This window comes from Chryseobacterium sp. PvR013 (assembly GCF_017833095.1).
GTDB classification, from domain to species: domain Bacteria; phylum Bacteroidota; class Bacteroidia; order Flavobacteriales; family Weeksellaceae; genus Chryseobacterium; species Chryseobacterium culicis_A.
Map to the genome: position 1 here is coordinate 2,540,378 of NZ_JAFIBT010000001.1, position 24,851 is coordinate 2,565,228.

22 protein-coding genes, 3 tRNA genes and 1 riboswitch are annotated in these 24,851 nt (G+C 37.3%); of the genes, 16 read left to right on the plus strand and 9 right to left on the minus strand.

The window, feature by feature from the left end; genetic code table 11:
• Positions 1-8: 8 nt before the first annotated feature.
• From JOE44_RS11445 to JOE44_RS11460, 4 genes are all read left to right on the plus strand, one after another.
• On the plus strand, positions 9-1,238 hold the full coding sequence (locus JOE44_RS11445; protein WP_209785688.1) for an ABC transporter permease: 1,230 nt from the start codon (positions 9-11) through the stop codon (positions 1,236-1,238).
• A 104-nt stretch (positions 1,239-1,342) separates the two neighbouring features.
• Positions 1,343-2,008: a DUF2461 domain-containing protein gene (locus JOE44_RS11450; RefSeq protein ID WP_209785689.1), complete on the plus strand. Its 666-nt coding sequence runs from the start codon at positions 1,343-1,345 to the stop codon at positions 2,006-2,008.
• 268 nt (positions 2,009-2,276) lie between these two features.
• Complete coding sequence (locus JOE44_RS11455) at positions 2,277-3,071, plus strand: FkbM family methyltransferase (RefSeq protein ID WP_209785690.1); 795 nt, start codon at positions 2,277-2,279, stop codon at positions 3,069-3,071.
• A gap of 9 nt (positions 3,072-3,080) precedes the next feature.
• Entirely contained in the window at positions 3,081-4,580 is a 1,500-nt protein-coding gene (locus JOE44_RS11460) for an oligosaccharide flippase family protein (RefSeq protein ID WP_209785691.1), read from the plus strand.
• Positions 4,581-4,601: 21 nt separating this feature from the next.
• Here JOE44_RS11460 and JOE44_RS11465 read toward each other — a convergent pair whose 3' ends face one another.
• The 4 genes from JOE44_RS11465 to JOE44_RS11480 form a co-directional block, all read right to left on the minus strand.
• Positions 4,602-5,642, minus strand: coding sequence for a glycosyltransferase (locus JOE44_RS11465; protein WP_209785692.1), 1,041 nt, complete (start codon positions 5,640-5,642; stop codon positions 4,602-4,604).
• A gap of 120 nt (positions 5,643-5,762) precedes the next feature.
• The gene (locus JOE44_RS11470) at positions 5,763-6,689 is read right to left on the minus strand and encodes a glycosyltransferase family 2 protein (protein ID WP_245169763.1); all 927 of its coding nucleotides are present in this window, start codon (positions 6,687-6,689) and stop codon (positions 5,763-5,765) included.
• 16 nt (positions 6,690-6,705) lie between these two features.
• Positions 6,706-8,106: an aspartate ammonia-lyase gene (gene aspA / locus JOE44_RS11475; protein ID WP_034700201.1), complete on the minus strand. Its 1,401-nt coding sequence runs from the start codon at positions 8,104-8,106 to the stop codon at positions 6,706-6,708.
• 72 nt (positions 8,107-8,178) lie between these two features.
• Entirely contained in the window at positions 8,179-9,204 is a 1,026-nt protein-coding gene (locus JOE44_RS11480) for an N-acetylmuramoyl-L-alanine amidase (protein WP_209785693.1), read from the minus strand.
• A gap of 135 nt (positions 9,205-9,339) precedes the next feature.
• Here JOE44_RS11480 and JOE44_RS11485 point away from each other — a divergent pair.
• The 3 genes from JOE44_RS11485 (at position 9,340) to JOE44_RS11495 (ending at position 9,621) form a co-directional block, all read left to right on the plus strand.
• Positions 9,340-9,424, plus strand: a tRNA-Ser gene (locus JOE44_RS11485).
• Between the two features lie 16 nt (positions 9,425-9,440).
• A tRNA-Pro gene (locus tag JOE44_RS11490) sits at positions 9,441-9,515 on the plus strand.
• Positions 9,516-9,547: 32 nt separating this feature from the next.
• Positions 9,548-9,621 (plus strand) — tRNA-Arg (locus JOE44_RS11495).
• Positions 9,622-9,811: 190 nt separating this feature from the next.
• Here JOE44_RS11495 and JOE44_RS11500 read toward each other — a convergent pair.
• Entirely contained in the window at positions 9,812-10,375 is a 564-nt protein-coding gene (locus JOE44_RS11500) for a hypothetical protein (protein WP_209785694.1), read from the minus strand.
• 248 nt (positions 10,376-10,623) lie between these two features.
• A riboswitch (cobalamin riboswitch) is annotated at positions 10,624-10,817 on the plus strand.
• A gap of 445 nt (positions 10,818-11,262) precedes the next feature.
• On the opposite strand from JOE44_RS11500, the gene prpB reads away from it, so the two are divergent.
• From prpB to JOE44_RS11545, 9 genes are all read left to right on the plus strand, one after another.
• Positions 11,263-12,171 (plus strand): methylisocitrate lyase, encoded by a 909-nt coding sequence (gene prpB / locus JOE44_RS11505; RefSeq protein WP_209785695.1) that lies wholly within the window; start codon positions 11,263-11,265, stop codon positions 12,169-12,171.
• The gene (gene prpC / locus JOE44_RS11510) at positions 12,158-13,312 is read left to right on the plus strand and encodes a 2-methylcitrate synthase (protein WP_105683787.1); all 1,155 of its coding nucleotides are present in this window, start codon (positions 12,158-12,160) and stop codon (positions 13,310-13,312) included. The genes prpB and prpC overlap by 14 nt, the downstream gene beginning before the upstream one ends.
• Before the next feature lie 34 nt (positions 13,313-13,346).
• The gene (locus JOE44_RS11515) at positions 13,347-14,798 is read left to right on the plus strand and encodes a bifunctional 2-methylcitrate dehydratase/aconitate hydratase (RefSeq protein WP_209785696.1); all 1,452 of its coding nucleotides are present in this window, start codon (positions 13,347-13,349) and stop codon (positions 14,796-14,798) included.
• Positions 14,799-14,863: 65 nt separating this feature from the next.
• On the plus strand, positions 14,864-16,360 hold the full coding sequence (locus tag JOE44_RS11520; RefSeq protein ID WP_209785697.1) for a CoA-acylating methylmalonate-semialdehyde dehydrogenase: 1,497 nt from the start codon (positions 14,864-14,866) through the stop codon (positions 16,358-16,360).
• Between the two features lie 7 nt (positions 16,361-16,367).
• Positions 16,368-17,528: an acyl-CoA dehydrogenase family protein gene (locus JOE44_RS11525; RefSeq protein WP_209785698.1), complete on the plus strand. Its 1,161-nt coding sequence runs from the start codon at positions 16,368-16,370 to the stop codon at positions 17,526-17,528.
• Between the two features lie 15 nt (positions 17,529-17,543).
• Positions 17,544-18,653 carry an enoyl-CoA hydratase/isomerase family protein gene (locus tag JOE44_RS11530; RefSeq protein ID WP_209785699.1) on the plus strand — a complete coding sequence of 370 codons (1,110 nt, stop codon included), beginning with the start codon at positions 17,544-17,546 and terminating at the stop codon, positions 18,651-18,653.
• Positions 18,654-18,655: 2 nt separating this feature from the next.
• The gene (gene mmsB, locus JOE44_RS11535) at positions 18,656-19,540 is read left to right on the plus strand and encodes a 3-hydroxyisobutyrate dehydrogenase (RefSeq protein WP_209785700.1); all 885 of its coding nucleotides are present in this window, start codon (positions 18,656-18,658) and stop codon (positions 19,538-19,540) included.
• A 2-nt stretch (positions 19,541-19,542) separates the two neighbouring features.
• Positions 19,543-20,325, plus strand: a complete 783-nt coding sequence (locus JOE44_RS11540) for an enoyl-CoA hydratase-related protein (protein ID WP_209785701.1) — start codon at positions 19,543-19,545, stop codon at positions 20,323-20,325.
• Between the two features lie 139 nt (positions 20,326-20,464).
• On the plus strand, positions 20,465-21,289 hold the full coding sequence (locus JOE44_RS11545) for a 5'-nucleotidase, lipoprotein e(P4) family (RefSeq protein ID WP_209785702.1): 825 nt from the start codon (positions 20,465-20,467) through the stop codon (positions 21,287-21,289).
• A gap of 88 nt (positions 21,290-21,377) precedes the next feature.
• Here the strand turns inward: JOE44_RS11545 and JOE44_RS11550 are convergent, their stop codons facing one another.
• From JOE44_RS11550 to JOE44_RS11565, 4 genes are all read right to left on the minus strand, one after another.
• Positions 21,378-22,436, minus strand: a complete 1,059-nt coding sequence (locus tag JOE44_RS11550) for a serine hydrolase domain-containing protein (protein ID WP_209785703.1) — start codon at positions 22,434-22,436, stop codon at positions 21,378-21,380.
• A gap of 378 nt (positions 22,437-22,814) precedes the next feature.
• The gene (locus JOE44_RS11555; protein ID WP_209785704.1) at positions 22,815-23,339 is read right to left on the minus strand and encodes a thermonuclease family protein; all 525 of its coding nucleotides are present in this window, start codon (positions 23,337-23,339) and stop codon (positions 22,815-22,817) included.
• Positions 23,340-23,454: 115 nt separating this feature from the next.
• The gene (locus JOE44_RS11560; protein ID WP_209785705.1) at positions 23,455-24,057 is read right to left on the minus strand and encodes a hypothetical protein; all 603 of its coding nucleotides are present in this window, start codon (positions 24,055-24,057) and stop codon (positions 23,455-23,457) included.
• A 108-nt stretch (positions 24,058-24,165) separates the two neighbouring features.
• Positions 24,166-24,807, minus strand: coding sequence for a hypothetical protein (locus tag JOE44_RS11565; RefSeq protein ID WP_209785706.1), 642 nt, complete (start codon positions 24,805-24,807; stop codon positions 24,166-24,168).
• Positions 24,808-24,851 lie beyond the last annotated feature (44 nt).

Consider the following 24,851-nt stretch of genomic DNA (forward strand, 5'->3'; position numbering starts at 1 on the left):
GTAGTACAATGAACCTCTCCAACCTCTTCAGAATTGCCTGGAAAGCCCTTTTACGGAATAAGCTTCGTGCATTTTTAACCATGCTCGGTATTATTATCGGGGTGGCTTCAGTGATTGCAATGACCGCTATTGGAGAAGGTTCAAAAAAAAGTATCAGTGACCAGCTTTCTTCTATGGGCTCGAATATGATCACCATACGCCCTTCCAGTAATATAAATGTTTCCGGTGGAGCAAGAATTGGTGCATCGGGATTACAAACCCTGAGACCTCAGGATGCAGATGCCATTTCAAAAGGAGCTCCAGATATTTCCTACGTCTCCCCTGCAGTACAAACCAACGGACAGTCTATCAACGGAGCAAACAACTGGCCGACTCAATTACAGGGAGTGAACGAAGAATATTTCAGCATCAGAGACTGGAGCATTGCAGAAGGTAATCTTTTCACCAAAAAGGATGTAACATCTTCTAACAAAGTCTGTCTTTTAGGGCAAACTGTTTATAATAATTTATTTCCCAACGGGGAAGATGCCGTAGGAAGTATCATCAGATTTAATAAAGTTCCTATGAAAGTGATCGGAATTCTGGCTTCAAAAGGTTCCAATGCATTCGGGCAGGATCAGGATGATGTGATCATCGCTCCGTTCAATACCGTTCAGAGAAGATTTTTAGGAATCACGTATGTTCAAACTATTTATGCCGCTTCTTCGAATGAAAATACTTCACAACAGGCTACAGACCAGGTTTCTGAGATTTTAAGAAAACAGCATAAACTTCCTGCTGACGGAAGCAATGATGATTTCAGTGTAAGAACCCAGGCTGAACTTATCTCTACCATGAGCTCTACCAGCCAGCTACTGACCGTACTTTTATCGGCAATCGCAGGCATTTCCCTTATTGTAGGAGGCATCGGAATCATGAATATCATGTATGTCTCAGTAACGGAACGAACCAAAGAAATAGGGCTGAGAATGTCTATTGGCGCAAGAGGAAAAGATATTTTATACCAGTTTCTTATTGAAGCGGTACTCATCAGTATCACTGGAGGAATCCTTGGAGTACTTTTAGGGATATTATCTTCAGAACTGGTCACTTTTTTCCTCTCATGGCCAACTTTTATTACAGAATCTTCAATTATAGTTTCCTTCATTGTCTGTGCGGTGACCGGTGTATTTTTCGGATATTATCCTGCGTTGAAAGCATCAAAACTTGATCCTATTGAAGCATTGAGATATGAATAGTTTTTGTACATTTGATTTGTGAGATTCGGGTTGCGAGGTTTCGGGATCTGGGGTTGAGAAGCCTTTATCAATCTCACTGAACAACCAAAAACACCTCACACAATATGTCTGCAAGCATTTCTTCAAAAACATTTGATTTTTTAAAAAAATTAACTGAAAACAATAACCGCGAATGGTTTACTGAAAACAAAAACCTGTACACAGAATCTCAGCAAAATGTGATTTCATTTTTAGATGAACTGATTAAAGAGATGTCCGGTTTTGATGAAGAACTTGCAAAAATAGACAGTAAAAAAGCCCTGTTCAGAATTTACAGAGACACCCGTTTTTCAAAAGACAAATCTCCTTATAAAACCAATTTCGGAGCTTCTCTGGGAATGGGAAAAGGCAATCAGAAAGGAGGCTATTATCTTCACATGGAACCCGGGAAATCCTTTTTAGCAGGAGGAATTTACATGCCCGAATCTTCTGTTCTGAAAGAAGTGCGTAAAGAGATTTCGTTATACGGAGATGATTTTCTTAAAATTCTCAACCATAAAGATTTTAAAAAACATTTTCCTGAGCTTGATCAGGACGATAAGCTGAAGAAAATTCCTCAAGGTTTTGAAAAGGAGGATCCTATGGGAGAATATCTTAAGCTTAAAAATTTCATTGTGGTATATTCATTGAAAGATGAGGAAATACTGGACAAAAATGCAGTGAAAAATATGAGCAAAGTTTTCAAACTCATGAAACCTTTAAATGACTTCCTGAATACTCCTTTTCTTTAATGCACAGGATCAATTTCCCCCACAGATAACATAGATTTTCACAGATGATCTATAATATTCTTTGTGCTCTGCATCTTTATTGGATGTTTTAACATGGCGTTCAGACTATAGAGATGTCTATATGACAAATTTAAAATAATTAAAAATCAACCGGTTACAAAAACAGAAACGAAGGATATTTGTTGAAAATCAGCGCATTATAATTAACATTTTTTTAAGAAAAGTTTTACATTTTTACGTATCTTTGCTGTTCGCCAAAAAGCTTACAATGTCTTTATACCAAAAAATTGCAGAGAAACTACAATACATAAGCCCGAATTTTTACAAAAAAAGATATTTTAAAACTTTAAATAATCTTAATAAAAATAATTTTTCGGAACGTAATGTAGAACCGGAACTGGTATGGATTAAACAATACCTTTCTAAAAATGCTGTAATTCTGGATATTGGTGCGAATGTAGGAACTTTCCTTTATCAGCTGGAAAATACATTGAACCACGATCATATTTATGGTTTTGAACCTAATAAAAAGCTTTACCGACGATTGAAAAGGCTGTTTCCGGCAATGCACATCTTTCCTCTGGCTCTTTCTGATGAAAACAGAATAGCAGAATTCAAAGTACCGATTATTAACGGAAAAACAATTGCTTCCCGCGGTACATTAAACACTTCTTACAAAGAAAAAGGAGAAGAGAAAAGTTACACAGAGAAAGTAAAAGTGATAAAACTGGATGAATGGGCTGCACTGGAACACTTCAACAGATTAGACTTTATCAAAATAGACGTTGAGGGAAACGAAATAAAAACCCTTGTCGGGGCGAGAGAAACCATCAGACAATTTAAGCCAACTTTAATGGTCGAAATGGAACAAAGACACCACCAAACCCCTATATGGAATGAGATTTCTGAAGTGATGAGCTGGGGATATGATCCCAAATATCTGAACAGAAACAGCTTTACCCTGGAAAATCTTACAGAAGATATCATTACACAAAATACAAACGACGAAAAAAATAAAACTCAGTACATCAACAATATTATTTTTATACCTAAAAACAATTAAAACGACTTTATGAGTGTAGTAGCGAGACAAGGCTTCAAATATTCCATTATCGGTTATATTGGTTTTTTGCTGGGCACCGTTTCCGCAATATTCATATTTCCGAATGATTTTGAATTTTACGGAAAGCTGCGCTACATTCTTCCGACGGCTGAGATGCTGGTTCCCTTTGTTGTATTGGGTATTTCCTATTCGAATGTAAAGTTTTTTCACACCGTGGAAAAGGATGGTAAAAAACAGAATATGCTGTCATTGTCACTGCTGACGGTTTTTATCAACTTTCTTATTTTCACCGTTGTATTTTTCATACTTCCTTATTTTTATCCAAAGTTCAGGCATTCTGAGGCATGGAAGATCAAAGAAATGATTCTTCCACTGATTTTAATTCTTTCATTTTGTGCCATTTTCAATAAATATACATCCAATTATAAAAGAATTGTGGTTTCCAATATTTTCGATAATCTGTTTCCGAAAATAGCCAATCTGGGAGCATTTTGTCTCTTTTTCTTTGCTTTATCGCAGAATATTACAGCTGCTACATCACAGACCATTGCATATGCTTTCTTTTTTGGAATCTTCTTTTTAATGCTTTTGGGGTATATCTATTACACGAACAAACTGGAAAAGATTCAGCTGGATTTCAATACAGATTACTTCAAAAAAAATAACTTCTGGAAAGATTTTTTCAATTACAGTTTCTTTGGATTTCTGGGAACTTTTGGAAATTATCTGGCGATCAACAGCTTTATGATTGGAGAATTTATGGGAATGGAAGAAGTAGGAATTTATTCTGTTCTGTATGCTTTGATCTCATTGATTTCTATTCCACAACTTGGATTATTTAATATTTCGGCACCTATCATCAACAAAACGCTGGCAGACGGAGATATGGTAGAGCTGGACAGATTCCACAAAAAAACATCTTTAACCCTGTATTTCCTTGGAGCCGTTTTATTCTCCTGTATCATGGTAGGATTCCCTTACCTGACGCAATTCATGCCAAAGAACGGAATCATGCTGAGAGAATATGAGCCTGTAGTCTGGATCTGGGGTTCTGCAGTATTGATAGACCTTGCAACAGGATTTAACGGGAATATTATTTCGCTTTCAAAATATTACAGATTCAATATTCTGGTCATGCTTTTACTGGCCGGACTTACTATCGGACTTAACTATTACTTCATTAAGAATACAGATCTTAAATTGATTGGAATTGCTTTATCTACAGCGATTTCCCTTACCATTTACAATGTTGTAAAAATCATTTTCAATTATATTGTATTTAAAGTTTCTCCTTTAAGTATTGAAATGATTTTTGTCTCTATTATCTGCACGCTGGCCATTACAGTAGCTATTGTCCTTCCGAACTTCGACAGTAATCTGCTGAATCTCGTTTACAAACCAGCTGTTGTCCTGATACTCATTTATGTAGGAAATTATTTCACAAAAATATTCCCGATTGAAGACTATCTGAATATGAGGTTTATTAAGAGTGTATTTAAGATTAAATAGGGCATTTTAAGGCAAAGAAGATCAGATTAGCCCCTGTAAGAATTGTTCCATTTTCTGTTGAACTTCTTTCTTGCTATAGGTTGTATAAAAATCAAACGGAGTGTCTGAAAGTGTCTTTAACTGCTCAAGAATATTTTCTTTTTCAGGAATAATAAAGTCAGTTTTTGAAGGGTAATTTTTTGGGAAAACAGCCAGTTTTCCATACGCTATGGCATCACCCAGGTTTCCCGTCATTTTAGTCTGCCCATAAGCTTCTTTCATGCTGAAAAACTCTGTATCCTGCTGAATCGGGCACCACAAAACATCTGCTTTCTGCATCCATTTCTCAAAGTCTTCAGAAGAAACTCTTTCAGAAAAATAGGTAATATCAATATTTTCAGGGCATTTTTTAGACAGATTTTCAAGTTGTTTTAATTCATGTCCGCTGGCTTTTCCCAGGAATATAAATTTACAAGATTGATCTGTATGCAGATTCTGAATTGTTTCAAAAATATAAGCATAATCTCTTCTTTTCTGTGAAACGCCACCAGGAATTACCACGACAAGATTTTCATTTTTTTTCTTGTCAAAATCTCTGGTATAGAACAGAGGTAAAAGCTGATATCTCTCTGAAATCAAAGCATCATCCAGTACGAAAAGAGATCTTGATGCCTGATAAACTTTGGTTTTGTAGAATAGTCCTTCCTTCAGCCATAATTTCAGTCTGAAAATAACATCTCCTTTGAAAACACTTTTCATCAGATCCAGCTTTGAAGCTTTTATAAAATTAAGATTATGAGCAATGACTGCCGTGTTGTACTTTCTGGTTATGGCTAAAAATGTATTGAAATAGCGATGAACTGTACCTATTACCACCAGATCATATCCCTTCCCTTTCAGCTGATCAAGAATCATAGAACTGTCTGATAAAAACACCGCTTCATCATTATGACTGATCTGATCTTTGATTCTTTTTGAAAAATAATAGTCTACCGCAAAATCCTGAGCCCCTTTCATAATATTCATGAAAGCCTGAGCAATTTCTGCGTGCGTGTCTATTTCTATGTAAGCTATTTTTTTCACAGGTTGGTGAGAGTTATATCTTAGGTTTTGGCTAAAGCCAATGGAATCTTTATTTTTTTGTTAAACGAGTTAAAAACCGTTTCTATTGATGAGCATTTACAACGTATAAAAAATCATCTTCTACATCTTCAGCCATTTCTTTTTCAACATTTTCCAACGTTGATCATTAACCGCTTTTTGTTCTTCTTTAGTAATTTTAAGCTCCAGCTTCTTTGATCTGCAACTCTCATAAGATTTGATAATATCGAAGAAAAATGAAGCAGATTTGCTTTTCATGGCTTCTTTGGAAGAGGCAATATAAGCCAGAAACCTGTTCAGTCCCAGGAAATAAAAATACCTTCCATAATAATCTGCCGGACGTATGGTGTAATCAGCTCCTTTTACTTTAATCAGTTTCACATGAAGCTCCGGAAGCACCACTTCTTTCCATCCCAGATTATCAAGTAATATGGAATCAATATTATCCCAGCCCAACGTTTCCCTTAAACCACCGATCTGAACAAAACATTCTTTTCGGTAAGCTTTCATAGGACCTCTTACGTGATGTTTATTGGAATTCCCTTCGTACACCCAGTTTCCGTCTTTTTCAATATACAGAAGTCCTCCTACCAGCCCATATTCAGGGTTCTTGGCGAAAGCAGTTTCTACTGCTGTCAGATAATTTTCCGGAAGGATGATATCGGCATCAAATTTACAGATGATATCAAACTCAGCCATAGATTGGGTCTGAAGTCCGTTTTTAAAAGCATGAACCACTTTAGATCCCGGCTGATGTTCAGATTTCTGAAGGTTAACGGTTTCAAAACGGGAATCAGTTTCGGTATATTTCCGGATGATTTCAGGTGTTTTGTCTGTAGAACCATCGTTTACCACCACTACTTTAAAATCTTTACAGCTTTGCTGTTGTAAAGAATCAAGAGTACACGGGAGGTTGTCTTCTTCGTTATGGGCAGGAATTATAATTAAAAACCTCACGGAATTATAAATGATTAATGATGAGTGATCAATGATAAGAAGCTTTTTAGGATATCCGTTATCATTGATCATTCATCGTTGATAGGATTTATTTGTTATGCGGTTTCAGCATGTTTTTCGGATCAAGGATTTCATCCAGTTTTTCCTGAGAAAGAATTCCTTTTTCAAGAACAAGGTTGTAAACGCTTTTTCCGGTTTCCAGTGCTTCTTTTGCAATCTGTGTAGACTGTTTGTACCCGATATAAGGGTTCAATGCTGTTACAATACCGATGCTGTGTTTCACCATATTCAGGCAAATTTCTTTATTGGCAGTAATTCCTACTACACACTTGTCACGAAGGGTATCTAAGGCATTGCAAAGGAAGTTGATATTTTCCATGATGGCATGAGAAAGTACCGGTTCCATTACATTCAGCTGTAATTGTCCTGCTTCTGCAGCGAAAGTTACGGTAAGATCATTTCCGAATACTTTGAAACAAACCTGGTTTACCACTTCCGGAATCACCGGATTTACTTTACCTGGCATGATAGAAGATCCAGGCTGCATTGGTGGAAGATTGATTTCAAAAAGACCTGCTCTTGGACCTGATGAAAGTAATCTTAAATCGTTGCATATTTTTGATAATTTCACGGCAAGACGTTTTGTTGCTGAAGAGTAGATAACATAAGATCCTGTATCAGGAGTAGCTTCTACTAAATCCGGAGCTGAAACAATCGGGAATCCTGTAATCTGAGCTAAGTTTTTAGCACAAAGAGTGGCATATCCTACCGGAGCGTTTAATCCTGTTCCGATAGCCGTTGCTCCCATATTCACTTCTACAAAAAGGTTTGCATTGTTATTGAGCTTGGAAATATCCTCTTCCAAAGTAGCAGCATAGGCTTCAAACTCCTGTCCCAAAGTCATTGGAACGGCATCTTGAAGCTGCGTACGTCCCATTTTGATAACATCATGAAACTCCTGTCCCTTGGCGCGGAAAGCGGTAATAATCCTTTCTAGTTTTTCTACCAGTCCGATATTCATCTGAAGCAATCCCATTTTGATTGCTGTAGGGTAAGCATCATTGGTAGACTGAGAAAGATTGATATGATCATTAGGTGAACAGAATTCGTATTCTCCTTTATTTTTTCCTAATTTTTCCAATACGATATTGGCAATCACTTCATTGGCATTCATGTTGATGGAAGTTCCTGCTCCACCCTGAATCATATCTACCGGAAACTGCTCATGATATTTCCCTTCTACAATTTCATCACATGCTTCTGCTATTTTAAAATACAGGTTTTCGTCTAGAAGCCCTAGTTCATAATTGGTTTTAGCAGCTGCTTTTTTTACAAACGCCAATCCTTTTATGAAATCCGGATAAGAAGACAAAAGCTGTCCTGAAATTTTAAAATTGTTGATAGCTCTTTGTGTCTGAACCCCATAATAAGCATCTAAAGGCACATTCAGTTCGCCTAATAAATCACTTTCTTTTCTGAAATTTTCCATTACAGATATTTTACTGTTTTTGATCGTTTAAAGATAGCAAAAACGCATCTAACCGATGCGCTTTAATTTGAATTATTTTACGGGATATTTTTGATTTAAAGCTTGCAGTGTTGCCCATGTTTCCGCATCCATGATTCCGTCATAATTTTGTGGACGGAAGTGGTACTGGAATGCTTCAATGGTTTTCTTAGTCGCATCATCCCAGGTTCCGTTAGGCTCCAATCCGTATCCAAATTTCTGCAATGAAGTCTGAATAAGGAAAATAAAGCTGGATTCATTATATCTTGCCGTGATGTCTGCCTGTGCTGCCTCAAGATAAGTTTGCTTGGCTGCTTCATCATACCACATCCCAATCTGGTATTCGTCATATAACTTTTTCCATGGGAACATAGGTCCCGGATCCTGTTTTCTTGTAGGAGCAATATCTGAATGAGCAAGTACATAATTAGGCTGAATCTGATATCTCGTTACAATATCTTTAACCAGTGCTGCCACTTTTCTTATCTGTTCATCACTAAAAGGAGCAAAAGTTCTTTTTCCTGTAGCATCTGTAGTATAGCCGGCATTTACAATTTCAATCCCAATAGAAGTATCATTAAGATTTTTGTCATTTCTCCATGAACTTACTCCTGCATGGTATGCTCTTTTGTTTTCATCTACCAACTGATAGATTTCATTATCTCCTGTATTATTTACGAGATAATGAGCGCTCACCGCCTGCTGGGTAAGAACGGTAATAGATTTATCATCCGGAATTGCGGTATAATGTAATATCAGATAACGTTGCCTGAAATTTTGAGCAACCGCAGGAAAATAAGTCTTTACCACTTTATAGCCACCTGGTTTTGCAGATACAATAGAACCATAACTTATCGTATTATCATTTTTTGTTGGGTCTGCTATATTAGTAGTAAAAAAATCTACTCCATGATCAGAAACTACTTTTGGTTTTGGAGCCACCGGAGGGGTTACCTTAACCGTTGGTTTCGCCTGTGTTATTGGGGTTTTCGGTTTGTATGTATTTTTTTTTACATTTTGTTGAGAAGTACAAGAAAAAACGAATGTGCTTAATCCGATGATATATAATGTCTTACGCATCAGTTTGGTTTTTGAATGATTTATTACTTCAAAAATACACAAAATTTTCTTGAATTTTATTTGGTAAATAAAGAAATCTGTTCTATATTTGCACTCGCAATAACGGAACAACGATCATTAAAAAATAAACAAAAAGGAGGGTTGCCAGAGTGGTTAATGGAGCAGTTTGCTAAACTGTCGACGCGAAAGTGTCGCAAGGGTTCGAATCCCTTACCCTCCGCTGTTTTTTATATATTCGGGGCGTAGCGTAGTCCGGTCATCGCGCCTGGTTTGGGACCAGGAGGTCGCAGGTTCGAATCCTGCCGCCCCGACTGTTTTAGTAGTTTTCTCAAAACTACTCAATGGGTGCGTAGCTCAGCTGGATAGAGCATCTGCCTTCTAAGCAGACGGTCAAAGGTTCGAATCCTTTCGCGCTCACTTAAAGACTTACTGGAAACAGTGAGTCTTTTTTTGTGTTTACTCTTAATCAAAAATCTTTTTATAGCTCACAAAATAGAGCATCCCGATTTTTAATCGGGACGGCAAAGGTTCGAATCCTTTCGCGCTCACAAAAAAACCTCACAATTTTTATTGTGAGGTTTTTTGTTTATTGGAGCTATCATAAAATTTATAATTCGAAATATTGCCCCAACCATTCATCAAAATGTTCTTTATGCTTATCCTGAGCAGCTTTAATCAATAAGTCAGGTTCTTCAATCTGGCTTAGCCCATAATCTCCTTTCATCCAGGCTAAATATTCACTTAATCCTTCACTCTCTTCATAATCATCTTCCTCTTTATAAAAATAAGCTTCATCAAGCCCTACTGAAATTTCATTGTCAAAAGTGAGCAGATGCAAAAACTGCAGTATATTTTCAGCCACAATGTGAACACCGCCTTCATCCCCAAAAACTACCACAGGCATTTTATTTAAAGGCTGCTCTACTCCGTTATTCCAAATGGCATAGAAGGAACCGGAACCATTCGCCTGTGCAAAAGGCAGTAAATTATTCAGAAAATTTTCGTCCTCACTCCAGCTTTTCAATCCGGATTTATCATCAATTAAAACACCAAAACCTTGTGAATAATTTTCATACGAGGAAATAGTATTCTGAAAGTAGATCAGTTTTTCCAGTTCTACCGGAATTTCCTGCAGATTCAAGTTTTGTTTAAATTTTGTAATTTCTACCATGGTCAATTATATTCGGTTAATAAGATTTGTAAAATAAAAATAGAACAGCAAATTTATTAACTATCTTTAATTTTATGGTCATGTTTTATATTAATTTAACAACACAAACAAGCTGTTCTACTCCCAAAACACAGATTACAACTAAAACATTTTCAATACATTAAATTAAAAAAACTATTGATTACATAAAATATCTTTTTCGTTATTATAAAATACTTATATTTACCACCAAGGAGTTCTTAAAACCTTCTTTATCAACCGAAACTGGTTACACTTAGCTGTGTATTAAAAGGGAATCGTGTGTAAATCACGAACTGTCGCGCAACTGTAAGTAACATACAAAAAGTTTTTATCAATTGATATCCACTGTATATTTTTTATATGGGAAGGATGATAAAAACAGTTACAAGTCAGGAGACCTGCCTATTTCGTATTGACGATGCTTTCGCGATTTGAAGCTTACAGTCAGGTATGATGCGATATGGATATAGTACGATAATTTTTTTATCAAACTGTGTTATTTTTTGAGATGAATATGAGCGTACGTTGTGTACTTCTCATGATTCTGTAGCTCATTCGTATCCCCTTTCCGTAATTTTTCTTTCTTAATAAAGCACCGCGAAGTTTACAGAGAACTTTTTATAGGATTTTAATCAATGTAAAAAGGGATAAGGTGTACCAAAGCAATTTTAATTATTCGTGGAGTTCCAACAGGTTTATTTTACAAACCTGTACAATCAGAGGTTCTCAAAATTCCCGACATCTGCACAATGGGAAGATTCCCCAACTCCTTTCCTACTTTTTACTTTTTACTCAAAAGCGATGTCTTTACAGCTCTTCCGCTTCTTTAATGACAAACAAATTTCAACTCAACAATAAATATTATAATGATCAAAAATGAAAATTGGAAGTCGCCCGGCTTAAAATTCCGGGAGGCTATGGAAAAAGAAAATCCCCTTCAGATTGTTGGAGCCATCAATGCAAACCATGCATTATTGGCACAGCAGGCTGGTTTTAATGCCATCTATCTTTCAGGAGGAGGTGTTGCTGCAGGGTCTTTAGGAATTCCTGATTTAGGAATTACAACTCTGGATGATATACTCATAGATGTTCAGCGTATTACTAATATTTGTGATTTACCACTTTTGGTAGATATTGATACAGGATTTGGACCTTCCGCTTTTAATGTTGCCCGAACGATAAAATCATTAATCAAAGCCGGAGCTGCTGCCATTCACATTGAAGATCAGGTGGGAGCAAAACGTTGCGGACACCGCCCCGGAAAAGAAATCGTAAGCAAAGAGGAAATGGTGGACCGGCTTAAAGCCGCAGCAGATGCCCGTACCGATGAAAATTTTGTGATCGGAGCCAGAACAGATGCTTTTGCCAGTGAAGGACTGGAAAAAACGCTAGAAAGAGCCATCGCTTATAAAGAAGCCGGTGCAGATTTCATTTTTGCTGAAGCAGTTCCTGATTTAAGCTTTTATCAAAAATTTGTTGATGCTACTGGGATTCTTGTACTAGCCAATATCACGGAATTTGGAATGATCAAAATGTACACTGTAGAAGAACTGAAAAATGCAGGTGTAGGACTCGTCCTCTACCCTCTTTCTGCCTTCAGAGCTGCCAATAAAGCTGCACAGAATGTATACCAACATATCCGTAAAGACGGAACACAAGCCAATGTGCTAGATACAATGCAGACAAGAGAAGAACTCTATCAAAGTATTGGCTACCACGATTATGAACAAAAATTAGATAACCTTTTTAAACAAAATACTCATGTCAACGAATAGCGAACCAACATTTAAGCCTAAAAAAAGCGTAGCACTTTCCGGAGTGACAGCAGGTAATACCGCTCTTTGCAGTGTAGGGAAAAGTGGAAATGATCTCCATTACAGAGGTTATGATATATTGGATCTTGCAGAGAGAGCACAATTTGAAGAAGTTGCTTACCTGCTTATTTATGGTCAGCTGCCCACTGAAGCTCAACTCAAAAACTATAAAGCAAAATTAAAATCATTGAGAGGCCTTCCTCACTCTGTAAGAAATATTTTAAAAAGTATTCCGGCAGCTGCCCACCCAATGGATGTCATGCGTTCAATGGTTTCAGCAATTGGAAGTATTCAGCCGGAAAAAGATGATCACAATGTAGCCGGAGCAAGAGATATTGCAGATAAATTATTAGCATCATTCAGTTCAGGGCTTTTATACTGGTATCACTATACCCACAATGGTAAAGAAATCAATGTAGAGACTGATGATGATACTATTGGCGGACATTTCCTTCACCTTTTACATGGTAAAAAAGCTCCTGATTCATGGGTGAAAGCAATGGAAATTTCCCTTAATCTGTATGCCGAACATGAGTTTAATGCTTCTACTTTTACCGCGCGTGTCATTGCCGGAACCTCATCAGACTTTTATTCATGTATCACAGGGGCTATCGGAGCTTTGAGAGGCCCTAAACATGGCGGAGCCAATGAAGTGGCTTTTGAGATCCAGAGCCGATACAATTCTCCTGATGAGGCAGAAGAAGATATCAGAAAACGTATTGCCAACAAAGAAGTAATTATAGGATTCGGACATCCTGTTTATACCCTGTCAGACCCAAGAAATGTAGTCATCAAAAAAGTAGCGAAAGAACTTTCCGAAGAAGCCGGAGATATGCTGCTGTACAATATCGCTGAAAGGCTGGAAACTGTGATGTGGGAAGAAAAGAAAATGTTCCCTAATCTGGACTGGTTCTCCGCAGTATCTTATCACCTGATGGGAGTTCCTACCCTGATGTTCACTCCGCTATTTGTGATTTCAAGAGTCACAGGATGGAGCGCACACATTATCGAACAAAGACAGGATGGGAAAATTATCCGTCCAAGTGCCAATTATACAGGTCCCGAAAATAAAGACTTTGTATCCATCGAAAACAGAAAATAAAAAAATCAATTCATAATTAAACTAAAAAATAAAGATGTCATCACACATTTCAAACGAAAGGCCACAGCCGGATCAGGTATTAACAGATATTGCAGATTATGTATTACACTATGAAATCAAAAATGATTTAGCATGGAAAACAGCCCACTACTGTTTATTAGACACGATAGGTTGTGGACTGGAAGCACTTACCTATCCTGCATGTACCAAACTTTTAGGACCCATTGTAAAAGGTACCATAGTTCCGAATGGAGCTAAAGTTCCGGGTACACAATTTCAGCTGGATCCCGTACAGGCTGCTTTCAACATCGGAGCAATTATCCGTTGGCTAGATTTCAATGATACCTGGCTGGCCGCTGAATGGGGACATCCTTCAGATAACCTGGGCGGAATTTTAGCAACAGCAGACTGGCTTTCAAGAACAAATATTGCAGAAGGAAAAGCTCCGCTTAAAATGAAACAGGTTCTGGAAGCGATGATCATTGCCCATGAAATTCAAGGAGTTATCGCATTGGAAAATTCATTCAACAAAGTAGGTTTAGACCATGTATTATTGGTAAAATTAGCCTCTACAGCCGTTGTCGGAAAACTGATCGGCTTAACCCGTGATGAACTAATCAATGCCGTTTCATTAGCATTTGTAGACGGACAGTCTTTAAGAACCTACCGCCATGCTCCCAATACCGGAAGCCGTAAATCCTGGGCTGCCGGAGATGCTACTTCAAGAGCAGTACGTTTAGCCCTTATTGCTAAAACAGGGGAAATGGGTTATCCATCCGTATTAACAGCAAAAACCTGGGGATTCTATGATGTGTCTTTTAAAGGAAATGAATTCAAATTCCAGAGAGAATACGGTTCTTATGTGATGGAAAATGTATTGTTCAAAATTTCATTCCCTGCAGAATTCCACTCTCAAACGGCTGTAGAAGCAGCTATGACCTTACATCATCAGTTAAAAAAATCAGGAAAATCTGCTGAAGACATAAAAAAAATAACAATCCGTACCCACGAAGCATGTATTCGTATCATTGATAAAAAAGGACCGTTGAACAACCCTGCTGACCGCGACCACGCTATTCAGTACATGGTAGCAGTTCCACTGATCTTCGGAAGGTTAACAGCTGCTGATTATGAAGACAATATAGCAACAGACCCAAGAATCGACATTCTTCGTGATAAAATTGAATGTGTAGAAGATGTACAGTTCACTACAGATTACCATGATCCTGAAAAACGTTCCATTGCCAATGCTTTAACGGTAGAATTAAACGACGGAACTGTTTTAGACGAAATTGTTGTAGAATATCCAATCGGCCACAAACGCAGAAGAGACGAAGGAATTCCTGAACTGATCAAGAAATATAAAGTAAACCTTGCCAGAATATTCCCGGAAAAACAACAGAGAATTGTATTAGAAAACTCTTTAGAATATGATACTCTTGTCAACTTAGATGTCAACGAATTTGTTGATTTGCTGGTAATATAATGTAATAAAAAGTTGAGAGTAAATATTCATTTCACTCTCAACTTTTCACTCTCAATCTAAACATCATGTCACAAAAAGTAAAAATATTAATCAACGGAAATTTTACAGAAAGTAAAGCGACAGAACATCTTCGCGTAGAAAATCCTGCAACACAGGAAACCCTTGCAGAAGTTCCACTCACGGAACTGGCTGAAATAGATCAAGCCATAGAAGCTGCTCAGGAAGCTTTCAAAACATGGAAAGAAGTAGCTACTCCGGAAAGAGCCAGATTATTCTTAAAATACCAGCAGCTTTTAAAAGAAAACCAAAAAGAAATTGCTGAAATCCTTTCCAAAGAAAACGGAAAAACATTCCCGGATGCCATGGGAGATGTATGGCGCGGAATTGAAGTGGTAGAACATGCCTGCAACATTCCTACCCTCATGATGGGAGAAACAGTAGAAAATGTAGCAAGAGGTGTTGACACCTACAGCTATATCCAGCCACTTGGAGTATGTGCAGGAATTACACCCTTCAATTTTCCTGCAATGATCCCTTTATGGATGTTCCCCATGGCCATTGCCTGTGGAAACACCTTTATTTTAAAACCTTCAGAACAAACTCCCATGACCTCTATGAAAATGGCTGAGCTATTTTTAGAAGCTGGTTTTCCTAAAGGAGTTCTGAACATTGTTCACGGCTCCAAAGATCAGGTGAATCATATTCTGAACCATCCGGAAATCAAAGCCATTTCATTTGTTGGTTCTGTTCCTGTAGCAGAACATGTTTACCGTACAGGAACCGATAATCTGAAAAGAGTTCAGGCTTTTGGCGGAGCAAAAAATCATATGGTAGTCATGCCGGATGCCAATAAAGAACAGGTTGTTAACAATCTTGTAGGTGCTTCCTGCGGAGCGGCCGGTCAGCGTTGTATGGCCATCAGCGTAGCTGTTTTGGTAGGTGAAGCTCAAAACTGGGTGGACGATATCAAAAAAGCTCTAAGCACCATTAAACCCGGAGTATGGTCTGATGAATCTGCTGCCTTTGGGCCTCTGATAAACCAACAATCAAAAGACAAGGTTTTAAGATTGATTAAAAGTGCCTATGATCAGGGAGCTGAGGTATTACTGGATGGCAGCGACTGTAAAGTGGAAGGCTATGAAAACGGATACTTTGTAGGAGCAACGTTATTCAATAACGTATCAACAGATATGGACATTTACAAAGAAGAAATTTTTGGCCCTGCTTTATTATTATTAAAGGCGGAAACATTGGATGAAGCCATTAAAATCATTAATGCCAATCCTTATGGGAACGGAACCTCCATCTTTACCAATTCAGGAGCAGCGGCAAGAAAATTCCAGCATGAAATTGAAGTGGGACAAATCGGTGTAAACATTCCGATTCCCGTTCCATTACCGTTTTTCTCTTTTACAGGATGGAGAAAATCATTCTTTGGCGACCTGCATTCTTACGGAAAACAAGGTATTCGTTTTTACACAGAAACCAAAACGATTACAGCACGTTGGTTTGAAGAAGATATTCCTGCAGGCGATCTGAATATGACGATCAGTTTAAAATAACCTTTCTATGGAATTCAACCTAAATGAAGATCAACGGGCATTTCAGGATGCCGCAAGAAGATTTGCCGAAAAAGAACTGGCTCCTTATGCTTCGGAATGGGATGCTCAGAAGATATTTCCGAGAGAAGCTATCGCAAAAGCCGGAGAACTGGGTTTTTGTGGCGTTTACACCAGAGAAGATGCCGGAGGTCTGGGGCTATCACGGCTGGACGCTGCCATTATATTTGAAGAACTGGCTGCAGCCTGCCCTTCCACTACTGCCTACATTACCATACACAACATGGTCTCCTGGATGATTGATGAATTTGGGAATGATGAAATCAGAAAGCAATTATGTCCGGATTTGTCATCAGGAGTATTATTAGGATCCTATTGTCTTACAGAACCTGGCTCAGGGTCAGATGCAGCAGCCTTAAAAACAACGGCAGTGAAAAAAGACAATAAATACATTATTAACGGAACAAAAGCGTTCATCTCCGGAGCAGGCGAAAGTGATATACTCATTGTAATGGCTCGTACCGGAGATTCTAGCCCAAAAGGAATCAGTGCTTTTATAGTACCGGCTAATTCTGAAGGGATCAGTTTTGGAGAAAAAGAAAAAAAACTCGGTTGGAATACCCAGCCGACCCGATTTGTTTTCTTTGATCATGTAGAAGTAGATGAAAAATATCTTTTAGGTGAGTTGGGACAAGGATTTAAAATAGCATTAAAAGGACTGGATGGCGGACGTATTAATATTGGCACCTGCTCTGTAGGAGCTGCACAGGGAGCTATCAGCCAGGCCCAAAAATATATGCATGAAAGGCTCCAGTTTGGGAAATCATTAGCACAGTTTCAATCGCTTCAGTTTAAAATCGCTGATATGGCAACAGAACTGGTGGCAGCCCGCCAGATGGTACATTTAGCAGCTTTCAAGTTGGATTCAAATGATATAAATGCTACTACTTACTGTGCCATGGCAAAACGTCTGGCAACCGACATGTGCTTTAATATATGCAATGAAGCAATACAAATATTAGGAGGTTATGGATGTACACAAGACTTTCCTGTGGAACGTCTTATGCGTGATGCCAGAGTACATCAGGTGGTGGAAGGAACCAATGAAATTATGAAACTGGTAATTTCAAGAAAGATTTTAGAAGAAGGAGCTATGATACAAATCCGTTAATTCAAAAGAGTAAAAATGAGTTTAATACTAACAGAAATAAAAAATAAAGTCGGGATCATCACCCTGAATTCCGAAAAAACACTCAATTCGCTTTCATTAGAAATGATTGAAGAACTGAAAGCTGTTCTGGAATACTGGAAGATCTCTGGTGAAGTCGCCTGTATATTTCTTCAGGGAGCAGGTGAAAAAGCGCTCTGTGCCGGAGGAGACGTAAGAAAACTACATGATGCCATTATAGAGCAGCAAAGCATTGACGGTACAAAAGTCCCTCAGCAGTGTTTCGATTTCTTTTCAAAGGAATACCAGGTAGATTACCTCATTCATACCTATCCGAAGCCTGTCATTGTTTGGGGACACGGAATTGTAATGGGTGGCGGAATCGGAATTATGGTGGGAGCCTCTCATCGTATTGTTACTGAAAGAAGCAAACTGGCAATGCCAGAAATTACTATTGGCTTATATCCCGATGTTGGCGGTACCTGGTTTTTAAATAAAATGCCTTCTGCTTATGGAATTTATCTAGGATTAACGGGGGCAAGATTAGATGGAGCCGACTGTAAGTTTTTAGGGCTGGCAGATTACTATATTTCTTCCAGTTCAAAAGTGGCTTTATTAGATGCTCTTGATCATGCCCAATGGAATGGAAATAACCATCAGACAGTTTCTGCAATTCTGGAAAATATATCTAAAGAAACCTCCACACCCGAATCACAGGCACAGATACATCATTCATTCATCGCACAGTTTGAAGGGGCAAATTCTTTAGAAGAGTTCAGAGAAATTTTGATACAGCATCCGGATAAGGACGAATGGATCAATACAGGAATAAAAAGCTTTGAAACAGGCTCTCCAAGTTCAGCACACATCATTTTCAGACAATTGAAAGAAGGTGAAAATCTAAGCCTTGAAGAAGTTTTTCAATCTGAATTAAATCTTTCCTGCCAATGCTGCATTCATCCTGATTTCGCAGAAGGTGTAAGAGCATTGCTGGTAGATAAAGACCTTTCCCCGAAATGGCAGCCTGCTACCTTACATGATATTACCAAAGAATGGGTAGACAGCTATTTTACTCCGCTTTGGGCTCATGAAAAACATCCATTAAAAAACTTAGGAAAAAAAGATTAAATATGTCAAATATAGCATTTATAGGATTAGGAAATATGGGTGGGCCTATGGCCATCAACCTTGTAAAGAAAGGTCATCACGTTATCGGATTTGATCTTTCCCATTCCGCTTTAGAAGCACTGCTTTCTGCAGGCGGACAAACCTCAGATTCAGCTATAACAGCTGCTAAGGATGCTGATGTGGTCATCTCAATGCTTCCATCAGGCAAACATGTTGCAGAACTTTATTCTGAAGAATTCATCAGCCAATTGAAACCTGATACATTAATCATTGACAGCAGTACTATTGATGCAGTGACCGCCCGTTCTGTTGCTGAGCTGGCCGCTTCAAAAGGATGTAAAATGATTGATGCTCCCGTTTCCGGCGGTACTGCAGGAGCACAGGCAGGAACATTAACCTTTATTGTAGGCGGCCAAACCAAAGACTATGAAAAGGCAAGACCTATTCTAAAATGTATGGGACAGAATATTTTTCATGCAGGAGACTCCGGTGCGGGACAGGTGGCAAAGATTTGTAACAATATGCTTTTAGCCATCCATATGATCGGTACTTCTGAAGCCATCAATTTAGGAGTCCGTCACGGTTTAGAACCTAAAATATTAAGTGAGATCATGCAGAAAAGCTCCGGTAGAAACTGGTCGCTGGAAGTATATAATCCCTATCCGGGAGTGATGGAAAATACCCCTTCATCAAGAGCCTATTCGGGAGGTTTTGCCGTAGATTTAATGACAAAAGATTTGGGATTGGCTGCAGAAGCAGGACTGGAAACCAGAACCTCAACTCCATTGGGAAACGCCGCTTTAAATCTGTATAGAATCTGGAGTGAAGCCGGAAATGGTACCAGCGATTTTTCAAGTATTATTCAATTCTTAAACAAACATCAGTAATCATGAATTTTGAAACATTATTATACCAACAGGAAGGATATATTGGTACCTTAACCATTAACCGCCCTGAAGCTTTAAATGCTTTGAATGAAACTGTTTTAAAAGAACTGAAATCATTTGCAGAACAGATCCGATCCCACAAAGACATTCGTGTTTTAATCATTACCGGATCCGGGGAAAAAGCTTTTGTTGCGGGAGCTGACATCAAAGCAATGCAAGGGATGACGCCCCAAGAAGCTACAGATTTTTCTACCATGGCTCAAGCCGCTTTCAATTCCATTGAAGCATTACCATTTGCAGTGATCGCAGCGGTCAACGGTTTTGCGTTAGGTGGCGGATGTGAACTGGCTTTGTCCTGTGACCTCATTCTGGCAAGTGAAAAAGCAAAATTCGGATTACCGGAAGTAACGCTTGGATTATTACCCTGTTTTGGAGGAACACAACGCTTACCGAGAGCAATTGGATTGTACAAAGCAAGAGAAATGGTATTTTCCGGCGAATTTTACTCAGCAGAAGCCTGTAAAGAATTAGGTTTTGTAAACCGTGTGATTGCTCCTGCAGAATTATGGAATGAAGCCCGGAAATTAGCGGCAACAATAGCCTCAAGAGGTCCGGTAGCCATAGCGAAAGCAAAACAATCGTTGAACACAGGTGTAGATTTACCTATTACAGAAGGTTTGCAACAGGAGGCAGCTTTATTCGGGGAATTATTCGACACGAAAGATCATCAGGAAGGTATTGGCGCATTTATAGAAAAAAGAAACCCTGATTTTAAAGGAGAATAAAAGATAAAATAATTTTAAAAGATATATTTGATTTTTAGGAGGCTGGTCTGTTTTTGTTACCGGTCTCCTTTTTTTACTTCCCAAAAATCCTTGTCATACAATCAAATTGTCATAATTTTGTTCTTCCTATTCAAATTCAATGAAAAATTTAAATCTCATTATCGCAAACTGTTTGTTGGCTTCAGTTATATCGTGTACAACAGCAGCACCGGTTTCAAAAAATTCCATCCAGGATACACCTTATCAAAACCTTGGACGTGACGGAAAAATATATGCAGCTTTTTACCAGCAAAGAGCTGCTGAATATGAAGCATTATGTCTTCAGGCTTATAATATTGCGACCCTCCGTTTGGATGAAGCGTTAGCGCAGAAATCCGACAAACCTTTAGCCATCGTTTCCGATATTGATGAGACCTTTTTAGACAATTCTTATTACGCTGTGGAGCGCTCAAAAATGGGAAAGAATTATGACCAGAAAACATGGGAAGAATGGACTGCAAAAGGTATTGCTACCCCACTTACAGGTTCTCAAAAATTTTATCAGTATGCAGCCAGTAAGGGAATTCAGGTTTTTTATGTGACCAACCGTGCCGAAGCGGAGCGCGAAGGAACTTTGAAGAATTTAAAAAAATATAATTTCCCGCTTCAAAGCGATGCCAGCCTTATCTTAAGATCAAAAGAAAGCAGTAAAGAAAACCGACGAAAAGATATTGCTAAAAATTACAATATTGTTTTGCTGCTAGGCGATAACCTTGCTGATTTCTCAGATATATTTGATAAAAAATCAGAAACAGATCGTTCTGCTGCCGTGAAAAATTCAGCTGATGATTTTGGTAAAAAATTCATTATTATTCCCAATGTAGGGTATGGAGACTGGGAATCCTCATTCTACCATTACAAATACGATTATACTGATCAGCAGAAAAACTCTATGATGTATGATGCAGTGAAATCTAATCCTTAAATAAAATCTAAACCTTAGATATAAATTTAAAAACCTCACAACAAAATTGTGAGGTTTTTAGTTTCATGTATTATGATTTTTTTCCTGTTTACTTCAAGACTTTCTCGTAGATTTCATTCAACAGGTTTTGTCTCATTTTAGAGTCTCTTTTATTCAGAAGGATGATAAATCCCCAATTTTTAGCTCTGTTGTAGCAGATGATTGAAGATTCTCCCATGGAATCGCCAGACTTTAAATAGATTGTATTCTGGTCATCCGTACTGATGTTAAGCCCTAAGCCCATTTCTCTTTTTTCATCTTTATAATAGATGTTTTCTGTAATTAACGCGGCATTTGAAACTGGATTTCCTTTCGTAAGAATCGCTCTCAGATACGTAACCATATTAGAAGCATTGGATTTAACCAATCCGGCGGATGCAGTAATATTCCATTTGAAAAACTCCTGAGCTCCACCATTGGGATTGTAACCTGTTGTTTTATTTTTTACATTGAATTCTTTTGTAAAGGTATTCGTCATTTTCAAAGGACCGATTATTTTTTTATGAATGATTTCATCATAGCTCTTGCCATAAACCTTTTCCAATATCTGCCCCAGTAATGTATAGCCCATTGTAGAATAGCGGTACTTGCCATAGTCAATAAGCTCACTGCAGTTATTGATCATAGAGATTAATGACTCTTCAGTAACACTACTTACCGGCTGCTGAGGATTCAGTTCTATCAACTTCCCAAAATCTATATCAGGTAAGCCTGACTGATGAGAAGCCAGATCCGAAATTTTAATTTTATTCTTAAGATTTTCATGGAGATGATACCCTTTTGGCAGGTAATTGTCAATATAATCCTCCAGTTTTAATTTCTTATCGATAACAGCTTGTGCTATTAAATTTGAAGTCAGAATTTTTGTAATAGAAGCAATTTCGAATAAGGAACTCTTGTCTATATTCATTGAACTTTCTTTGCTCAGTTTGCCATATGCTGTGTAATATTCTTTATTATTACTGATAAAACCAACACTGATTCCCACATCCGGATTTTTCTGATAATTATCTTTTATAATAGAATCTATCTTTTGCGAAAAATTCTGTCCGAAAGAAAAAGTGCTGATTAATAATAGAACCGCTAAAAGTGTGAATGAGTTTTTCATTGTATCGTTGTTTAATGTTTAACAATTATTTCGATACAAATTTGAAAAAGTAAAAAAACCTATGCGACCGAATAAACGTATTCTGTCTTATTGATCTTAAAAAATGAGTACGGATTATTCTTAAAAGAAGTACGAGTAATTACAAAACACTATAAAACAACCAATTACAACACCCAGCCAATGTTTTTCCTCTATGTTTTTTTAAGCTAAATGGAAGAAATATTTTGAATTAAAATCCTTTTCATATCGAATTTCAAGAACGGTTACTTTACTTTTTGTGTTGTCTTTTAAAAAAAACAAAGCATATTCAACTCGATAAGTTTTCACAAAATCATCCTTATCTTCCACTGAATAACTTCCAGCTTCATGACCGAATATTTACGCCACAGCTTTTGCTTTTGTTCCGGTTTTAGCAGCCTCAATTTTCTTATTATTCCTAAGCTCACGTTTCATTTTACGGTAATCCCATGGAGCAACGGCATTAATATCCTGCCAAAGACCCATCTTTTTACTTTTGGCATTTTCCTGAATTTTCCCCAATGAAGCATCTTTTGAATAGGAAAAATACCACCATCCCATCCCTGCTTTGATAAGCTCTTTGGAAAGGTATTTTCCGTCATCATAATACACTTTTGCAATGGATCTTCCATAGCGGTCCGTATTCGTTTCCACAAAACTTACCGTTTTCCCAAATACCTGAGCTGAAGTGAATTGTTTCGCATTTTTCCCGAAGGCCTGCCCACTTTCCGGACAATCAACTTCGGCCAGTCTGAGCTTTTTTTGTAGGTTTCCTTTTAACAATAAAGTAATGGTATCTCCGTCTGAAATTTTGATCACTTTTCCGGTAGTCTGTGAGAATAGAAATACAGGGAAAAGTACATACATCAACATTAATCTTTTCATGCGGCAAAGATAGGAATTAGCGGTTCTTGTTAATACAAAAACCTCACATTTTGCGAGGTTTTAGCTTTAAAAGCTTTTGTTTTATTTTTTCCGCAAAGAGCAAGACCCTGCAGCATTATTCAACATCCATGATTTTATGAACATCGCCAAAGTTATACCACCTTTCTATTTTACCGGGATAATAATAGTATAACTCATCCAAATATGTTTCCTCTTTAAGAAAAGCCGTTCCTTTATTCATTGGGATGGCATAATTATCTAAATTATTAATGAAACTAACGTATTCACTATAGTTATATTTAGTTTGTGAAGAAATGGTTTCACATATTATATTTTTATGATCAATTCTATTCACATCATCACTCATACGTCCTCTACTTGAAGCATATTCATTGATCAATTTACGATTAAAAAATGAGGCTAGTTTTTGAACATCAATGGCTACAAAGAATAAATACCCTTCTTTTTTTAACGGTTGAAATAATTCATATAAATCTTTAGTTGAATTATTAGATTTTTTTCCCAATCTAAGCTCATCAAGAGTCAAAAAATTCTCTCTGCAAAAACACTTTTTAGCAATTAAAAACTGTTGAAATGCTAAACTATCTTTTTTTAAAAAGGTTTGTAATTTTTCATATTGAGTATTTCCAATAGCCGCTTGTCCAAAAACTATTGTAATACCTAACAAAAAAAACAGAACAATAAATACTTTTTTCATCACTTACTTAGAATTAGTCATAAATATAGCTCTTATCAAATGATGATGAACATTTTTAAAGTACAAAATATTGTAAGATCAAATACTTATATAAGAAAAACTTTACCTTCACCAATTAAATGGCATCGCAACATAAGTATTTTCAAAGATAGGTAAAGGTAAAATCTCTGCTGTTTCCAAACATGCCTCATCATTTTTAACAATACAGACTTTAAGCAATTCTCCACGGTGATGATAGCCATTTAAGATTAATGCGCAGATACCATTTATATCTAAAATCCTGATTAAAGCTTTAAACGTATCCACTTTATCAGACAATTCCAGAAAACTTAAGTCGAAATCTTCAAAAGAAATATCTTCATCTGTCACAATTTGAACAAAGCGTTGTCCGATATCATACGCTGTAATGTCATTAAATTTTTCATCAGAAGTGATAAAATCGGTTTCAAGGCAGTCCAGATATACCTTTTGTCCAGATGACAAGTAGTTCCGGCTATGAAACTTAGATTCCTGTAAAATTTCAATATTATTTCTCCTGAAAGCTCTTTTCCATTCATCAATTTTCATTAAAATATCTGCATCTCCATATTCCCATAAAAAAGAATAAACTTTTTTTTGATCATGAAAAAAATCACCCAGCTGAAATCTGTCTCCACGACTATAAAACAACCAAAGATTTTCATAATGCACCTCATCGCTGCTTAAAAAATTTGACAGGTAATAGGTATTGGTATCTGTATATTTTTTCATAAAAATTTAGTGGAATTTTCGATAAATGCTTATATACTTTGGCT

Bases quoted from the DNA above. Each gene is read 5' to 3' on its own strand.
- JOE44_RS11545 (WP_209785702.1), top strand. From the start codon at position 20,465: ATGAAAAATTTAAATCTCATTATCGCAAACTGTTTGTTGGCTTCAGTT.
- JOE44_RS11520 (WP_209785697.1), top strand. From the start codon at position 14,864: ATGTCACAAAAAGTAAAAATATTAATCAACGGAAATTTTACAGAAAGT.
- JOE44_RS11515 (WP_209785696.1), top strand. From the start codon at position 13,347: ATGTCATCACACATTTCAAACGAAAGGCCACAGCCGGATCAGGTATTA.
- JOE44_RS11460 (WP_209785691.1), top strand. From the start codon at position 3,081: ATGAGTGTAGTAGCGAGACAAGGCTTCAAATATTCCATTATCGGTTAT.
- prpC (WP_105683787.1), top strand. From the start codon at position 12,158: ATGTCAACGAATAGCGAACCAACATTTAAGCCTAAAAAAAGCGTAGCA.
- JOE44_RS11565 (WP_209785706.1), bottom strand. From the start codon at position 24,807: ATGAAAAAATATACAGATACCAATACCTATTACCTGTCAAATTTTTTA.
- JOE44_RS11480 (WP_209785693.1), bottom strand. From the start codon at position 9,204: ATGCGTAAGACATTATATATCATCGGATTAAGCACATTCGTTTTTTCT.
- JOE44_RS11470 (WP_245169763.1), bottom strand. From the start codon at position 6,689: ATGATCAATGATAACGGATATCCTAAAAAGCTTCTTATCATTGATCAC.
- JOE44_RS11525 (WP_209785698.1), top strand. From the start codon at position 16,368: ATGGAATTCAACCTAAATGAAGATCAACGGGCATTTCAGGATGCCGCA.
- JOE44_RS11555 (WP_209785704.1), bottom strand. From the start codon at position 23,339: ATGAAAAGATTAATGTTGATGTATGTACTTTTCCCTGTATTTCTATTC.
- JOE44_RS11455 (WP_209785690.1), top strand. From the start codon at position 2,277: ATGTCTTTATACCAAAAAATTGCAGAGAAACTACAATACATAAGCCCG.
- JOE44_RS11560 (WP_209785705.1), bottom strand. From the start codon at position 24,057: ATGAAAAAAGTATTTATTGTTCTGTTTTTTTTGTTAGGTATTACAATA.
- JOE44_RS11540 (WP_209785701.1), top strand. From the start codon at position 19,543: ATGAATTTTGAAACATTATTATACCAACAGGAAGGATATATTGGTACC.
- prpB (WP_209785695.1), top strand. From the start codon at position 11,263: ATGATCAAAAATGAAAATTGGAAGTCGCCCGGCTTAAAATTCCGGGAG.
- JOE44_RS11500 (WP_209785694.1), bottom strand. From the start codon at position 10,375: ATGGTAGAAATTACAAAATTTAAACAAAACTTGAATCTGCAGGAAATT.
- aspA (WP_034700201.1), bottom strand. From the start codon at position 8,106: ATGGAAAATTTCAGAAAAGAAAGTGATTTATTAGGCGAACTGAATGTG.
- mmsB (WP_209785700.1), top strand. From the start codon at position 18,656: ATGTCAAATATAGCATTTATAGGATTAGGAAATATGGGTGGGCCTATG.
- JOE44_RS11550 (WP_209785703.1), bottom strand. From the start codon at position 22,436: ATGAAAAACTCATTCACACTTTTAGCGGTTCTATTATTAATCAGCACT.
- JOE44_RS11445 (WP_209785688.1), top strand. From the start codon at position 9: ATGAACCTCTCCAACCTCTTCAGAATTGCCTGGAAAGCCCTTTTACGG.
- JOE44_RS11530 (WP_209785699.1), top strand. From the start codon at position 17,544: ATGAGTTTAATACTAACAGAAATAAAAAATAAAGTCGGGATCATCACC.
- JOE44_RS11450 (WP_209785689.1), top strand. From the start codon at position 1,343: ATGTCTGCAAGCATTTCTTCAAAAACATTTGATTTTTTAAAAAAATTA.